Genomic DNA, 14,937 nt, shown 5'->3' with positions numbered 1-14,937 from the left:
TTAATTATTTTTGGCTTTCCCAAATTGGAATACTTGAGCCATTACTTTTTTCATCGATAATTTTAGCGACTTCAGGGGTTTGGTAGTACTTCACAATCTTCTTATAAGTTTCATTATCCTTATTCTTTTCATCAACGGCAATAACATTCCAATACGGCTTAGAACTATCGGTAGCCTTTTCTAAATAAATGGAATCCTTGGTTGGCACAAAGCCTGCGTCAGCGGCCATATCGTTATTAATGCAAGAAATCGTCACGTCGTTTAAAGCACTAGCTGTTTGGTTAGAATCCAAGGTAATGAATTCCAAATTCTTGGGATTTTCAGTGATATCCTCAACGGTTGGCATGAGCCCTTTATCTGGGTTTAACTTAATTAGTCCTGCTTCTTGAAGCAATAACAGTGCCCGGCTTTCATTAGAGACATCATTCGGTACTGCTACCTTGTCCCCCTCTTTGACTTGATCGATGCTTTCAATCTTATTGGAGAAGACTCCCATGGGGTTAAGGGTGGTATATCCAATCGTGGTGTTGTGGTAACCAGATTCTTTATTCATATTGTCCATATAAATTTCAGTTAAGGCAGCGTGCATATCAATTTCATTATGCTCTAAGGCTTCAATGGGCATCCGATAATCAGTAAATTTTACCAATTCAAGGTCAATGCCTTCCTTTTCCTTCAATTCATCTTTTAAGTAATCCCATTCGTCATTTTTCTCACCAACGACCCCTACTTTTACCGTTTTATCACTATCAGTATTGCCTGATTGACAAGCCACTAGGGTAAAAGCAGCTAATAGGGCCATCAATCGTAAAATCCATTTCTTCATTGCAATTCCTCCTACTATTTTACTCATAATGAGTTGACCCTTTTATTCTACTAATTAAAGCCTGATATGACAATGTTCTTCCCCTTATTTAAAAGTATTCATTGCTGATCTATAATAGCTATCATTAGACAATAAAAAAGCTGCACATTCCGTGCAGCGACTTAAAGATTCTTAAATATAACTGAGTTGAGTTGTGTAAAAAAGTTATTAAGAAGGTAAGAATCTTCAATAGATAAAAGTATATCATAGATGAAAACGAGCGCCAACCAGGCTTTTCATAAATTAAGCAATTCATAAAAAAGTCCCTGTGCACTACACAAGGACTCATTTAAGTTATTCAGCTTTTTGCGCTTCTTCGCTAGTTTTGGCACGATTTAAGAAAACGTTTAGTAAGATTCCTGCAATTGCCCCACCGATTAACCATGAGAGCAAGAACATTAAGCCATTGGTTACCCCACCGGCTAAGACTGCGAATACACCACCATGAGGAACATAGGAAACACAGCCAAAGAACATGCTTAAGGCTCCAGCAATTCCGGAACCAAGAGCTAGCGGTGGAATCACGTGTAGCGGGTCTTTAGCAGCGAAAGGAATCGCTCCTTCAGTAATAAAGGCAGCTCCCATCACATAATTGACATAGGCACTATTCCGTTCATCTACGGTCCAGAGACTCTTTTGCAAGGTAGCAGAGATAGCAATGGCTAATGGAGGCACCATTCCCCCACACATAACGGCTGCCATCACGTTAGATCCTGCACCAGCAGATGCGGTAACTAAGGCAGTACCGGTAACATAGGCGGCTTTATTAATCGGACCACCCATATCGATCGACATCATCGCTCCAACCACAAAACCTAAAATAATGGTCATGGAAGGTGGAATACTATTGATAAGGCTCATTAAGCCGTTCATCACTGCACCCATTGGTCCATTGATGACAAAGAGCATTAAGAAGCCCATAATCAATACCCCAAGGACTGGGTATAGGAAGATCGATTTCATCCCGTTTAAGGATTTAGGTAGCCAGGCAAACAATTTTTCTAATAGCCAAACAATACCGCCGGCTAAGAAACCAGCAACCAAGGCGCCAAGGAAACCAGAGGAAACCGAATTTTCAAAAATCCCAACCCCAGTAAAGGCAGCAAATTTACTTGGTTCCGCACAGATACCACCAATAACCCCGATCACTAAACCGATACGGTCTGCCATGGAATGACCGATAAAACCAGCCAACATAGGTAGCATCATCGCAAAGGATAAGTTACCTACTGTATTTAAGGCTTGGGCGATTTGGTTGTAATCATCAGCAGCTGGATCAGCGGAAGTAATTCCCCAGAAGAAGGACAAGGCAATTAAGATACCACCAGCAACAACGAATGGTAACATATGAGAAACACCATTCATTAAGTGCTTATAAGCTAAACGGCCTAATGTTTCGCCATCTGAGCTCTCTTCTTCTTCAGCATTTTGGCCTTTCTTAGCATGATAGATGGGTAGCTTGTCATTGGCTGCCCGTTCCACTAATTGGTCAGCCTTGTTGACACCATCACCAACCGGAACAATAATAATTGGTTTGCCGTCGAAACGAGCCATTTCAACTTGTTTATCGGCAGCAACAATGACAGCAGTTGCTTCTTCGATATCTTTTTTGGTTAAACGATTTTCTACCCCACTTTGACCATTAGTTTCAACCTTAATCCGGTAACCAGCGGCTTTTCCGGCTTTTTTCAAGCGTTCTTCCGCCATATAGGTATGGGCGATCCCAGTTGGACAAGCGGTCACGGCAACGATATATACATCATTATCAGTACTATCAGTCTTATCCGCTTCAACTGGTGCAGCTTTGGCTTCACTCTTTTCTTCCGCTGCCTCTTCACTTTCATCATGAGCCTTGATAATTTCTAGGACTTCATCAGGACTTTCTGCTTTTAATAAAGCATCTTTGACTCCGTCTTTTAACAAGACTTTAGACAATTGCGCTAAGGCCTTCAGGTGTTCACCACCGCCCCCTTCTGGAGCAGCAATCATAAAGATTAATTTAGCCGGTTGACCGTCAAAGGATTCCCATTCAATTCCTTCAGCGCTCCGAGCAAAAATAATAGCAGCTTCTTTGATTGATTCATGTTGGGCATGAGGAATGGCAATTTCATCACCAACGCCAGTAGTAGATTGAGCTTCCCTGGCTTCTAATTTTTCCACATAAGCTTGGGCATCACTGACGCCTCCACAATCTGAGAAACGCTTAGCTAGATGGACTAGGGTATCTTTTTTACTATCAGTTTGTAAATTGAGATCCATAGCCTCTTTGACAAATAAATCAGATAATTTCATTGCTTTGAATCCTCCTTTTTAATTTTCTTTCTTAACGACAATTTGATCAACTAATTCTTCAACTAAGTCCTTCGTCGTAATTCCAACGGAAAAGGCTGTTCCTGATCCAGTAGCTGCAGCGATTTTTAATGATTCGGCATAGTCCTTACTTTCAACGTAAGCACTGATAAAGCCAGACAACATGGAATCGCCAGCTCCTACAGAGTTTATAACCTTCCCAGTAGGCACATTGGCCCGGTAGATATCTCCCGCTTCAGTCAACAGTAAGCTCCCATCACCACCTAGGGATACTAAGACATTTAAAGCCCCAGCTTCCTGTAAGGCCTTGGCATATTTAATTAAATCAGCATCTGATTCAATCTGAGTTTCGAATAGTTCACCAAGTTCTTCGCGGTTTGGTTTAATAATAAAAGGTTTATATTCTAAACAGGCTTTTAATAATTGCTTATTAGAATCTAAAACAAAATTAACTTTTTTCTCTAAGCATAATTTAGCAATACGGATATAAGCTTCCTCATCCAATCCAGGAGCGGCATTTCCTGCTAGAAAGACAGTATCATTTTCTGTCAGTTCTTCATTCAAGTAAGTCATTAATTCTTGGAATTTATCAGCATCGACTCTTGGTCCTTGGGCATTAATTTCGGTTTCTTGTGGGCCTTTGAGCTTCACATTAATCCGAGTAGGCTGGTCGAGTTCAATAAAATGGGTATTGACCCCTTCAGCTTCTAATTCATCAATAATGAATTGACCGGAAAATCCACCAATAAAACCAGTGGCAATATTTTCTTTCCCTAAACGCTGGAAGACGACTGATGCATTAATCCCTTTACCACCTGCCACATAGTGGTCTTCATGGGATCGGTTTAGGTCACCTAATTTTATATCATCAACTTGCATTACTAAATCCACAGCGGGATTAAAGGTAATGGTATAAATCATTGAGATACCTCCATAATTTTCATATAGTTTTCATATTTTGAATTGCTCTCATTAGTTAATAAAACAGCTCGGTCTAAGTCACAGACGTGACAGAAAGTACTTTGGTCAAATTTACTTGCATCAGCCAAGATATAACGGTAACGACTATGGTCAATTGCCGCTTTCTTAATTTGTGCTTCCTCTATGTCAGGTGTGGTATATCCGGTATCAAGATCAATGCCATTCATTCCTATAAAAGCTTTATCAAAGTTAAAAGATTGAACCTGAGATAAGGCTATGCCACCGATCAAGGTTCCCGTACTTTCTTTAATTTCACCGCCCACAACAATGGTATGGATCTGTGATTGATAGAGAGCTTGGGCAACTTCCAGGCCATTAGTCACAACAATAATTTCCTTATTAATAATCCAGGGAATCATTTCAATCGTCGTGGTACCAGAATCAAGATAAATCGTATCATGATCAGCAACCATTTCTCCGGCTAATTTTCCAATGAGTTGTTTTTCTAAAACATTCACTTGGCTTTTCTCGGATAAGGAAGCTTCCATATTACGTTGCTGAACTCTTTTGGCTCCACCATGAATACGTTCTAATTTCCCCGCCTTTTCCAAACTATCAAAATCTCTTCTAATAGTTGATTCAGAAACAGCTAACTGTTTTGATACCTCTTGAAGATTTAAGATAGGGACTTTGGTTAAGGCTTCCATAATATACTTTTGCCTTTCTTCGGTAAGCATAATCTACCTCCCTCCATTAATTGAAATCGTTTTCTCTTTTAACATAGGATATTATAAAGGAAATCCAGCTGTTAATCAATCATTTTCTTTCATATTCTATCAAAAAGGGCCAATTTTTGACAGATTTTGCAGAATAAAGTGTATTTTATCTATCATATTGAACAAAGTCAGAAAATATATTTAGACAAATAAAAAAGCAACCCTTTATAGAGTTGCTTAAATATGACCCGTACGGGAATCGAACCCGTGTTACCGCCGTGAAAGGGCGGTGTCTTAACCGCTTGACCAACGGGCCAAAATATATTTTTTATGGTCCGAGACAGAATCGAACTGCCGACACCTTGAGCTTCAATCAAGTGCTCTACCAACTGAGCTATCGGACCTTAAAAATGAAACGGTCCGGACGGGATTTGAACCCGCGATCTCCTCCGTGACAGGGAGGCATGTTAACCCCTACACCACCGGACCTGAAAAATTTAGGTAAAATAAAATTGCGGAGACAGGATTCGAACCTGTGACCTCCGGGTTATGAGCCCGACGAGCTGCCAGCTGCTCTACTCCGCGATGTCAATATCTCCATTAGGATAATACCTAAATATGACCCGTACGGGAATCGAACCCGTGTTACCGCCGTGAAAGGGCGGTGTCTTAACCGCTTGACCAACGGGCCATTGGATAACGGAGGATAAGGGATTCGAACCCTTGCGTCAGTTTCCCGACCTAACGATTTAGCAAACCGTCCTCTTCGGCCTCTTGAGTAATCCTCCACAAATTATAAATGGGCCTGAATGGACTCGAACCATCGACCTCACCCTTATCAGGGGTGCGCTCTAACCAGCTGAGCTACAGGCCCATATAATGTAAGCGGGTGACGAGAATCGAACTCGCGACAACAGCTTGGAAGGCTGTGGTTTTACCACTAAACTACACCCGCATACGGTCCGGACGGGATTTGAACCCGCGATCTCCTCCGTGACAGGGAGGCATGTTAACCCCTACACCACCGGACCTATTCAATTTTGAATAATTGCGGAGGCAGGATTCGAACCTGCGACCTCCGGGTTATGAGCCCGACGAGCTACCAGCTGCTCTACTCCGCGATAATAAGTAAAGGAGGATAAGGGATTCGAACCCTTGCGCGGTTTGACCCGCCTGACGGTTTTCAAGACCGTTCCCTTCAGCCAGACTTGGGTAATCCTCCATAATATAATTAACAAGATGGACCTTGTAGGACTCGAACCTACGGCCGGACGGTTATGAGCCGTCTGCTCTAACCAACTGAGCTAAAGGTCCGAACATTAATAGCGGCGGAGGGGATCGAACCCCCGACCTCCCGGGTATGAACCGGACGCTCTAGCCAGCTGAGCTACACCGCCAAATTATAATGTAATGGAGGATAGCGGGATCGAACCGCTGACCTCCTGCTTGCAAAGCAGGCGCTCTCCCAGCTGAGCTAATCCCCCCAAAGTCGGGAAAACAGGATTCGAACCTGCGACCCCTTGGTCCCAAACCAAGTGCTCTACCAAGCTGAGCTATTTCCCGATAATGCACCCAGCAGGATTCGAACCTGCAACCGCCTGATTCGTAGTCAGGTACTCTATCCAGTTGAGCCATGGGTGCCTATTTATAAAAAACTTATGCCGAGGACCGGAATCGAACCGGTACGGTGTTTAACCACCGCGGGATTTTAAGTCCCGTGCGTCTGCCTGTTCCGCCACCCCGGCATAATAATATTTAATTTTAAGCCATTTGGCTAAGCGGAAGACGGGATTCGAACCCGCGACCCCCACCTTGGCAAGGTGATGTTCTACCACTGAACTACTTCCGCATGAGATATAATGCCGGCTAAAGGACTTGAACCCTCGACCCCCTGATTACAAATCAGATGCTCTACCAACTGAGCTAAGCCGGCTTTTATATTAGTGCGGGTGAAGGGACTTGAACCCCCACGCCTCTCGGCGCCAGATCCTAAATCTGGTGCGTCTGCCAATTCCGCCACACCCGCATGTAAATGATCCGTGGGAGGCTCGAACTCCCGACCCTCTGATTAAAAGTCAGATGCTCTACCAACTGAGCTAACGAATCATAATGGAGAATGAGGGGCTCGAACCCCCGACATTCTGCTTGTAAGGCAGACGCTCTCCCAGCTGAGCTAATTCTCCATAAAATATTGCACGGCAACGTCCTAGTCTCACAGGGGGCAACCCCCAACTACATTCGGCGCTAAGAAGCTTAACTGCTGTGTTCGGGATGGATACAGGTGGGTCCTTCTTGCCATCGTCACCGTACAATTTATTTTTTTGAGCTTGTTCGCTCAAAACTGAATCTATCATGCCTTCCTTAAACCTTCATACAACCTTATCCTTTGGATAAGTCCTCGACCAATTAGTATTTGTCCGCTCCACTTATTACTAAGCTTCCACTCCAAACCTATCAACCTGATCGTCTTTCAGGGGTCTTACTACTTTTAAAGTATGGGAAATCTCATCTTGAGGGGGGCTTCACGCTTAGATGCTTTCAGCGCTTATCCCGTCCACACATAGCTACCCAGCCATGCTCCTGGTGGAACAACTGGTACACCAGCGGTGTGTCCATCCCGGTCCTCTCGTACTAAGGACAGCTCCTCTCAAATTTCCAACGCCCGCGACGGATAGGGACCGAACTGTCTCACGACGTTCTGAACCCAGCTCGCGTACCGCTTTAATGGGCGAACAGCCCAACCCTTGGGACCGACTTCAGCCCCAGGATGCGATGAGCCGACATCGAGGTGCCAAACCTCCCCGTCGATGTGAACTCTTGGGGGAGATAAGCCTGTTATCCCCAGGGTAGCTTTTATCCGTTGAGCGATGGCCCTTCCATGCGGAACCACCGGATCACTAAGCCCGACTTTCGTCCCTGCTCGACTTGTAGGTCTCGCAGTCAAGCTCCCTTCTGCCTTTACACTCTGCGAATGATTTCCAACCATTCTGAGGGAACCTTTGGGCGCCTCCGTTACACTTTAGGAGGCGACCGCCCCAGTCAAACTGCCTGACTGACACTGTCTCCCGACCAGCTAATGGTCGCGGGTTAGAATGGTCATCCCACAAGGGTAGTATCCCACCAGTGCCTCCATCGAGACTAGCGTCCCGACTTCGATGGCTCCTACCTATCCTGTACATGTGGCACAAACATTCAATATCAACCTACAGTAAAGCTCCATGGGGTCTTTCCGTCCTGTCGCGGGTAACCAGCATCTTCACTGGTACTACAATTTCACCGAGCCTCTCGTTGAGACAGTGCCCAAATCGTTACGCCTTTCGTGCGGGTCAGAACTTACCTGACAAGGAATTTCGCTACCTTAGGACCGTTATAGTTACGGCCGCCGTTTACTGGGGCTTCAATTCAGAGCTTCGCATACGCTAACCCTTCCTCTTAACCTTCCAGCACCGGGCAGGCGTCAGCCTCTATACATCATCTTTCGATTTGGCAGAGACCTATGTTTTTGATAAACAGTCGCTTGGGCCTATTCACTGCGGCTGACCTTGCGGTCAGCACCCCTTCTCCCGAAGTTACGGGGTCATTTTGCCGAGTTCCTTAACGAGAGTTCGCTCGCTCACCTTAGTGTTCTCCACTCGACTACCTGTGTCGGTTTGCGGTACGGGTTGTTTGATTCTCACTAGAAACTTTTCTTGACAGCGTGACGTCGGCGGCTTCGGTACTTTATTTCCCTCCCCGTCACAACTCATGAAGTCTGAGGCAAGCCTTTCACTCACCTTCTCACTCATTGCTTGGACGCGTTTTTCCATCTCCGCGCTCCGCTTAGCCTTCTGTGTCCTTCCATCGCTCAAACAAATCAAACAAGTACAGGAATCTCAACCTGTTGTCCATCGCCTATCCCTTTCGGTCTCGGCTTAGGTCCCGACTAACCCTGGGAGGACGAGCCTTCCCCAGGAAACCTTAGTCATTCGGTGGACGGGATTCTCACCCGTCTTTCGCTACTCATACCGGCATTCTCACTTCTATACGCTCCACATGTCCTCACGATCATGCTTCTCTGCCTATAGAACGCTCTCCTACCATCCTACGGATCCACAGCTTCGGTGTTCAGTTTAGCCCCGGTACATTTTCGGCGCAGGGTCACTCGACTAGTGAGCTATTACGCACTCTTTCAATGATGGCTGCTTCTAAGCCAACATCCTAGTTGTCTAAGCAACCCCACATCCTTTTCCACTTAACTGAAACTTTGGGACCTTAGCTGGTGGTCTGGGCTCTTTCCCTTTCGACTACGGATCTTATCACTCGCAGTCTGACTCCCGGACTAAACTATTTGGCATTCGGAGTTTATCAGATGTCGGTAATCCAGGATGGACCCCTCGATCAAACAGTGCTCTACCTCCAATAGTCATCATCCGAGGCTAGCCCTAAAGCTATTTCGGAGAGAACCAGCTATCTCCAAGTTCGATTGGAATTTCACCGCTACCCACACCTCATCCCCGCCTTTTTCAACAGACGTGGGTTCGGCCCTCCAGTGTGTTTTACCACACCTTCAGCCTGGACATGAGTAGATCACTTGGTTTCGGGTCGACGACAACAAACTCAACGCCCTCTTCAGACTCGCTTTCGCTGTGGCTCCGCTTCTTCAGCTTAACCTTGCTTGCTATCGTCACTCGCCGGTCCGTTCTACAAAAAGTACGCCATCACCCCTTAACGGGCTCTGACTGCTTGTAGGCATACGGTTTCAGGTACTCTTTCACTCCCCTTCCGGGGTGCTTTTCACCTTTCCCTCACGGTACTGGTTCACTATCGGTCACTAGGGAGTATTTAGGCTTGCCAGATGGTCCTGGCGGATTCCGACGGAATTTCACGTGTACCGCCGTACTCAGGATACTGAATGAGGTGGCTGAGCTTTCGCCTACGGGATTGTCACCCTCTCTGATCGCCCTTTCCATGGCGTTCGACTAGCTCATTCACTCCCGTCCATCAGTCCTACAACCCCAGCATGCAAGCACGCTGGTTTGGCCTCTTTCCGTTTCGCTCGCCGCTACTCGGGAAATCGATTTTTCTTTCTCTTCCTGTGGCTACTGAGATGTTTCAGTTCACCACGTCTACCGTCCGCTCAACTATGTGTTCACTGAGTGGACCATTGTCGATTAAAACAATGAGGTTCCCCCATTCGGAAATCTCCGGATCAAAGCTTACTTACAGCTCCCCGAAGCATATCGGTGTTCGTCCCGTCCTTCATCGGCTCCTAGTGCCAAGGCATTCACCGTACGCCCTTATTCACTTAACCACCGGTTAAGTTGTATGATGCGAAAAGTTTTAAAACTCTTTCTTTTTCGGTTTTTACGCTTGGTAAAATTGGTTTATTGACATTTCTATCTCGCAAAAAATAGAAATGCGGAATGTTATGATAGTATTCAGTTTTCAAAGAACAATCTGCAACGTTTCCGTTGCAATGGAGGATAGCGGGATCGAACCGCTGACCTCCTGCTTGCAAAGCAGGCGCTCTCCCAGCTGAGCTAATCCCCCGGGTATGAGTTATGGTCATTTAATAAACATGTAATGGGCCTGAATGGACTCGAACCATCGACCTCACCCTTATCAGGGGTGCGCTCTAACCAGCTGAGCTACAGGCCCGGTTAAATCCATCAACCATGTGAATAGACCTCTCAAAACTAAACAAAGAAGACTCAAATATGCATTCCGAATATATCCTTAGAAAGGAGGTGATCCAGCCGCAGGTTCACCTACGGCTACCTTGTTACGACTTCACCCCAATCATCTGTCCCACCTTCGGCGGCTGGCTCCAAAGGTTACCTCACCGACTTCAGGTGTTACAAACTCTCGTGGTGTGACGGGCGGTGTGTACAAGACCCGGGAACGTATTCACCGCGGCGTGCTGATCCGCGATTACTAGCGATTCCGGCTTCATGTAGTCGAGTTGCAGACTACAATCCGAACTGAGAATGGCTTTAAGAGATTCGCTTGCTTTCACAAGGTCGCTGCTCGTTGTACCATCCATTGTAGCACGTGTGTAGCCCAAGTCATAAGGGGCATGATGATTTGACGTCATCCCCGCCTTCCTCCGGTTTGTCACCGGCAGTCTCGCTAGAGTGCCCAACTGAATGCTGGCAACTAACAATAAGGGTTGCGCTCGTTGCGGGACTTAACCCAACATCTCACGACACGAGCTGACGACAACCATGCACCACCTGTCACTTTGTCCCCGAAGGGAAAGCTCTATCTCTAGAGTGGTCAAAGGATGTCAAGACTTGGTAAGGTTCTTCGCGTTGCTTCGAATTAAACCACATGCTCCACCGCTTGTGCGGGTCCCCGTCAATTCCTTTGAGTTTCAGCCTTGCGGCCGTACTCCCCAGGCGGAGTGCTTAATGCGTTAACTCCGGCACTGAAGGGTGGAAACCCTCCAACACCTAGCACTCATCGTTTACGGCGTGGACTACCAGGGTATCTAATCCTGTTTGCTACCCACGCTTTCGGGCCTCAGCGTCAGTGACAGACCAGAAAGTCGCCTTCGCCACTGGTGTTCTTCCATATATCTACGCATTCCACCGCTACACATGGAGTTCCACTTTCCTCTTCTGTACTCAAGTTCCCCAGTTTCCAATGCACTTCCACGGTTAAGCCGTGGGCTTTCACATCAGACTTAAGAAACCGCCTGCGCCCCCTTTACGCCCAATAAATCCGGACAACGCTTGCCACCTACGTATTACCGCGGCTGCTGGCACGTAGTTAGCCGTGGCTTTCTGGTAAGATACCGTCAAGACTGGAGCAGTTACTCTCCAATTTGTTCTTCTCTTACAACAGAGCTTTACGATCCGAAAACCTTCTTCACTCACGCGGCGTTGCTCCGTCAGGCTTGCGCCCATTGCGGAAGATTCCCTACTGCTGCCTCCCGTAGGAGTTTGGGCCGTGTCTCAGTCCCAATGTGGCCGATTACCCTCTCAGGTCGGCTATGCATCATTGCCTTGGTAGGCCGTTACCCCACCAACGAGCTAATGCACCGCAAGGCCATCGATAAGTGACAGCAAAGCCGTCTTTCCAAACACCACCATGAGGTGGTGTTTCCTATGCGGTATTAGCACCCGTTTCCGGATGTTGTCCCCCGCTTATCGGTAGGTTCCTTACGTGTTACTCACCCGTCCGCCGCTAACGTCAGAAGTGCAAGCACTTCGTCGGTTCGCTCGACTTGCATGTATTAGGCACGCCGCCAGCGTTCGTCCTGAGCCAGGATCAAACTCTCATGAAAGAATCATGAGCGTTGATAGCTCATTTGTTTGCTGACTAGTTATAGTCTGGTCTAGACTTATTGTTTAAATTGTTGGTTCATCAACAAAATGTTGATGCCCTACACATTTGGTTCGTCTTCTTTGTTCAGTTTTCAAAGGTCTATATCGCTTGTTGCGACTTTAATATCATACCGCAACTGTCACCTCTTTGTCAAGAACTTTTTAAAATTTATTTTTTTGTTGAACTTTCTCTCAAAATGAAGAAATAAATTTTGTTGGTTCTTTGAGAACGAGCGAAGATTTAACAACTGTGTTTTGCTCCGCTCATCAGCGACAAGAAATATAATATAATGTTTTGCTATCAAAGTCAATAGATTTTTCCAAAAAAGTTTGAAATACATAAAAAAAGAGAAGCTTCTTAATGAAACTCCTCTTCTAAAAGCCTGATTTTTCAGTTTTTATAGCCTATTAGTTTAATTAATAAAAGTGATTATTAGTTTTAAATTAATCTAAGCGTTGGTTAAGTTCATCCGCTAAATCCTCGAATCCTGGTTTTCCGAGTAAAGCAAACATATTTTTCTTATATGCTTCTACGCCAGGTTGGTTAAATGGATTAACGCCGTTGAGATAACCACTCATCCCTACTGTCAATTCAAAGAAGTAAATCATGTAACCTAAATGATAAGCATCCATTTCTTCAATATGGATAACAAAGTTAGGTACGCGACCGTCCGTATGGGCTAACAAGGTTCCTTGAAAAGCCTTAGTATTTACATAATCCAAGTCCTTGCCTTCTAGGTAGGAAAGTCCATCTAAGTCACTGTCTAAGCGAGGAATATCAATATTTCTTTCAGGTGTATCAACTTTGATAACAGTTTCCATCAGGTTCCGTTTTCCGTCTTGGATAGATTGCCCAATCGAATGCAAGTCGGTAGAGAAGTTAGCAGAAGATGGATAAATCCCTTTTTGGTCTTTTCCTTCAGATTCACCGAATAATTGTTTCCACCACTCTGCAAAGTATTGCATCTTGGGTTCATAGTTCACTAAGATTTCTGTGTCATAACCTTTACGGTGAAGAATGTTTCTTAGGCCTGCATATTGATAGGCACTATTTTTCTTTAAGTCTGCGTCTGATAGGTCTTCCATGGCTTGCTTAGCCCCTTCAAGGAGGGCATCTGTATCAGCACCACTCACCGCAATTGGTAAAAGACCAACGGGAGTTAAAACCGTAAAACGACCCCCAACCCCGTCAGGAATAATAAAGGTCTCATAGCCTTCTTTATCGGCTTCTTCTCGTAAGGCACCTTTTGCTTTATCAGTTGTCGCATAAATCCGTTGTTTAGCAGCTTCTTTGCCATATTTATCTTCTAGTAATTGCTTAAAGATTCTAAAGGCAATGGCTGTTTCAGTAGTAGTTCCTGATTTACTAATAACATTGACTGAGAAATCACGGTCACCAATCACTTCAATTAATTCGCTAAGGTAAGTTGAGCTTAAACTGTTACCGGCAAATAAAATTTGAGGATAGTCTCTTTTATCAGCTGGGAAGTAGTTAATAAATTGATGACTTAAAAAGTCAATGGCTGCTTTAGCTCCTAAATAAGAGCCCCCAATACCAAGAACCACTAAAACATCTGAGTCGGCCTGGATTCGTTTGGCAGCTGCTTTTAGACGGGCATATTCTTCTTTGTCATAGTCTGCTGGAAGAGTTACCCAATCCGTAAAATCAGCACCTTGTCCTGTCTTTTCACGTAGCATTTTGTCTGCTACGCTCACAAAGGGTTGTAGGTAGTCTAATTCATGTTCTTGAATAAAATGTTGTGTTTTTGAATAATCAAAAGTTAATGTAGACAATGTTATTCCTCCAATCGATAATCTTTAATCTTACCTGATCGAATATCCGCTAACGAGTTTTCAATCCACTCAGGCATTTTTTTATTGATTGTTTTAAAACCTATTTGTGGTGTGTGACGCCGCTTGGGTTTCTTTATCCGCGCTGGAAAATTTGGGGTGTTGGTTGCTTTAAGGGCCCGAATCGATAAACTGATTTTCTTGGTGTATTCATCGATATCGATGATTTTTACTTTGACCTGGTCACCAATCGAAAAACGTTCTTCGAGATTGGTGACATAGCCATGGTCAACTTCAGAAATATGAACCAAGCCATGACAATGAGAGTCCAATTTAATGAATAAACCATAGGATTGAATGCCAGTCACTGTTCCATTAAGAATATCGCCAATCCGATAGTTTTCTTGACGCTCCATTACTGATCAAGGCCTTCAATATCAATCGTAACAATTGAGACGTCTTCTAAGGGTTTATCATGGCTGTCTCGCTCGACTGCTTCGATCTGATAGACAACATCCATCCCATCGACTACTTGACCAAATACCGTATGTTTGTGATCGAGCCAAGGGGTTCCACCCTTTTGTGCATAGTTCTCAATAACCTCTTCAGGCCAAGAGAGTGCCTTCATCTGGTCTAACATGGCTTGGGGCACTTCTTGAGCAGAGACGATAAAGAATTGCGAGCCATTGGTATTTGGCCCAGCGTTAGCCATGGAGAGAGCTCCGTTAAAGTTGAAGACTTGATTAGAAAACTCATCTTCAAATGCACTGCCGTAGATACTTTCTCCCCCTCTACCCGTTCCGGTTGGGTCGCCACCCTGAATCATAAAGTTTGGAATGACCCGGTGGAAAATAACCCCGTCATAATACCCAGATTGACTCAGTTCAATAAAGTTTTTCACTGTCTTGGGCGCTACCTGAGGGTATAAAATGAGGGTAATATCCCCTAAAGTGGTTTTAATTGTTGCAGTAGGATTCTGATCATTGCTTTCCAGTTGTAGATAGTTCATTATTTACCTCCTTAGTTT

7 protein-coding genes, 24 tRNA genes and 3 rRNA genes are annotated in these 14,937 nt (G+C 45.0%); all 34 read right to left on the bottom strand.

What is annotated here, in order from left to right; translation table 11 throughout:
* Positions 1 to 4 precede the first annotated feature (4 nt).
* The 34 genes from AWM73_RS03475 to AWM73_RS03305 all read right to left on the bottom strand — a co-directional run bounded on the left by AWM73_RS03475 (position 5) and on the right by AWM73_RS03305 (position 14,919).
* Entirely contained in the window at positions 5 to 826 is an 822-nt protein-coding gene (locus AWM73_RS03475) for a MetQ/NlpA family ABC transporter substrate-binding protein (protein WP_060778087.1), read from the bottom strand.
* A gap of 333 nt (positions 827 to 1,159) precedes the next feature.
* A complete protein-coding gene (locus AWM73_RS03470) occupies positions 1,160 to 3,157 on the bottom strand; it encodes a PTS fructose transporter subunit IIABC (RefSeq protein WP_060778086.1) in 1,998 nt (665 codons plus the stop codon).
* An 18-nt stretch (positions 3,158 to 3,175) separates the two neighbouring features.
* On the bottom strand, positions 3,176 to 4,096 hold the full coding sequence (gene pfkB / locus AWM73_RS03465; RefSeq protein ID WP_060778085.1) for a 1-phosphofructokinase: 921 nt from the start codon (positions 4,094 to 4,096) through the stop codon (positions 3,176 to 3,178).
* A complete protein-coding gene (locus AWM73_RS03460; protein WP_060778084.1) occupies positions 4,093 to 4,833 on the bottom strand; it encodes a DeoR/GlpR family DNA-binding transcription regulator in 741 nt (246 codons plus the stop codon). Before AWM73_RS03460 ends, pfkB begins: the two co-directional genes overlap by 4 nt.
* A 223-nt stretch (positions 4,834 to 5,056) precedes the next feature.
* Positions 5,057 to 5,128, bottom strand: a tRNA-Glu gene (locus AWM73_RS03455).
* Positions 5,129 to 5,143: 15 nt separating this feature from the next.
* A tRNA-Phe gene (locus tag AWM73_RS03450) sits at positions 5,144 to 5,216 on the bottom strand.
* Positions 5,217 to 5,228: 12 nt separating this feature from the next.
* Positions 5,229 to 5,301, bottom strand: a tRNA-Asp gene (locus AWM73_RS03445).
* Positions 5,302 to 5,324: 23 nt separating this feature from the next.
* Positions 5,325 to 5,397: transfer RNA gene (locus AWM73_RS03440), tRNA-Met, on the bottom strand.
* 34 nt (positions 5,398 to 5,431) lie between these two features.
* A tRNA-Glu gene (locus tag AWM73_RS03435) sits at positions 5,432 to 5,503 on the bottom strand.
* A 9-nt stretch (positions 5,504 to 5,512) separates the two neighbouring features.
* Positions 5,513 to 5,600, bottom strand: a tRNA-Ser gene (locus tag AWM73_RS03430).
* A gap of 12 nt (positions 5,601 to 5,612) precedes the next feature.
* Positions 5,613 to 5,686: transfer RNA gene (locus AWM73_RS03425), tRNA-Ile, on the bottom strand.
* Positions 5,687 to 5,696: 10 nt separating this feature from the next.
* Positions 5,697 to 5,767: transfer RNA gene (locus AWM73_RS03420), tRNA-Gly, on the bottom strand.
* 3 nt (positions 5,768 to 5,770) lie between these two features.
* A tRNA-Asp gene (locus AWM73_RS03415) sits at positions 5,771 to 5,843 on the bottom strand.
* Positions 5,844 to 5,860: 17 nt separating this feature from the next.
* A tRNA-Met gene (locus tag AWM73_RS03410) sits at positions 5,861 to 5,933 on the bottom strand.
* A gap of 11 nt (positions 5,934 to 5,944) precedes the next feature.
* Positions 5,945 to 6,034, bottom strand: a tRNA-Ser gene (locus tag AWM73_RS03405).
* A gap of 18 nt (positions 6,035 to 6,052) precedes the next feature.
* Positions 6,053 to 6,126, bottom strand: a tRNA-Ile gene (locus AWM73_RS03400).
* 9 nt (positions 6,127 to 6,135) lie between these two features.
* Positions 6,136 to 6,209: transfer RNA gene (locus tag AWM73_RS03395), tRNA-Met, on the bottom strand.
* Positions 6,210 to 6,223: 14 nt separating this feature from the next.
* Positions 6,224 to 6,296: transfer RNA gene (locus tag AWM73_RS03390), tRNA-Ala, on the bottom strand.
* Between the two features lie 5 nt (positions 6,297 to 6,301).
* Positions 6,302 to 6,375, bottom strand: a tRNA-Pro gene (locus AWM73_RS03385).
* 4 nt (positions 6,376 to 6,379) lie between these two features.
* A tRNA-Arg gene (locus tag AWM73_RS03380) sits at positions 6,380 to 6,453 on the bottom strand.
* An 18-nt stretch (positions 6,454 to 6,471) separates the two neighbouring features.
* A tRNA-Leu gene (locus AWM73_RS03375) sits at positions 6,472 to 6,557 on the bottom strand.
* A gap of 32 nt (positions 6,558 to 6,589) precedes the next feature.
* A tRNA-Gly gene (locus AWM73_RS03370) sits at positions 6,590 to 6,661 on the bottom strand.
* Between the two features lie 11 nt (positions 6,662 to 6,672).
* Positions 6,673 to 6,745: transfer RNA gene (locus AWM73_RS03365), tRNA-Thr, on the bottom strand.
* A gap of 11 nt (positions 6,746 to 6,756) precedes the next feature.
* A tRNA-Leu gene (locus AWM73_RS03360) sits at positions 6,757 to 6,838 on the bottom strand.
* A gap of 7 nt (positions 6,839 to 6,845) precedes the next feature.
* Positions 6,846 to 6,918, bottom strand: a tRNA-Lys gene (locus AWM73_RS03355).
* A gap of 4 nt (positions 6,919 to 6,922) precedes the next feature.
* Positions 6,923 to 6,995: transfer RNA gene (locus AWM73_RS03350), tRNA-Val, on the bottom strand.
* 10 nt (positions 6,996 to 7,005) lie between these two features.
* A 5S ribosomal RNA gene (gene rrf, locus AWM73_RS03345) occupies positions 7,006 to 7,121 on the bottom strand.
* A gap of 77 nt (positions 7,122 to 7,198) precedes the next feature.
* Positions 7,199 to 10,102 (bottom strand): 23S ribosomal RNA (locus AWM73_RS03340).
* A gap of 166 nt (positions 10,103 to 10,268) precedes the next feature.
* Positions 10,269 to 10,341 (bottom strand) — tRNA-Ala (locus tag AWM73_RS03335).
* Positions 10,342 to 10,375: 34 nt separating this feature from the next.
* Positions 10,376 to 10,449 (bottom strand) — tRNA-Ile (locus tag AWM73_RS03330).
* A gap of 82 nt (positions 10,450 to 10,531) precedes the next feature.
* Positions 10,532 to 12,079 (bottom strand): 16S ribosomal RNA (locus AWM73_RS03325).
* The 16S, 23S and 5S rRNA genes sit together here with 24 tRNA genes alongside, the layout of an rRNA operon.
* A 484-nt stretch (positions 12,080 to 12,563) precedes the next feature.
* Complete coding sequence (locus AWM73_RS03315; protein WP_060778082.1) at positions 12,564 to 13,913, bottom strand: glucose-6-phosphate isomerase; 1,350 nt, start codon at positions 13,911 to 13,913, stop codon at positions 12,564 to 12,566.
* 2 nt (positions 13,914 to 13,915) lie between these two features.
* Positions 13,916 to 14,326, bottom strand: a complete 411-nt coding sequence (locus AWM73_RS03310; protein WP_060778081.1) for a CvfD/Ygs/GSP13 family RNA-binding post-transcriptional regulator — start codon at positions 14,324 to 14,326, stop codon at positions 13,916 to 13,918.
* Positions 14,326 to 14,919: a peptidylprolyl isomerase gene (locus tag AWM73_RS03305; protein ID WP_060778080.1), complete on the bottom strand. Its 594-nt coding sequence runs from the start codon at positions 14,917 to 14,919 to the stop codon at positions 14,326 to 14,328. The genes AWM73_RS03310 and AWM73_RS03305 overlap by 1 nt, the downstream gene beginning before the upstream one ends.
* Positions 14,920 to 14,937 lie beyond the last annotated feature (18 nt).

It is taken from the genome of Aerococcus urinae (genome assembly GCF_001543175.1).
Taxonomy (GTDB): domain Bacteria; phylum Bacillota; class Bacilli; order Lactobacillales; family Aerococcaceae; genus Aerococcus; species Aerococcus urinae.
The sequence above is the reverse complement of the archived record's forward strand: the minus strand, read 5'-3'. Positions and strand labels throughout refer to the sequence as shown.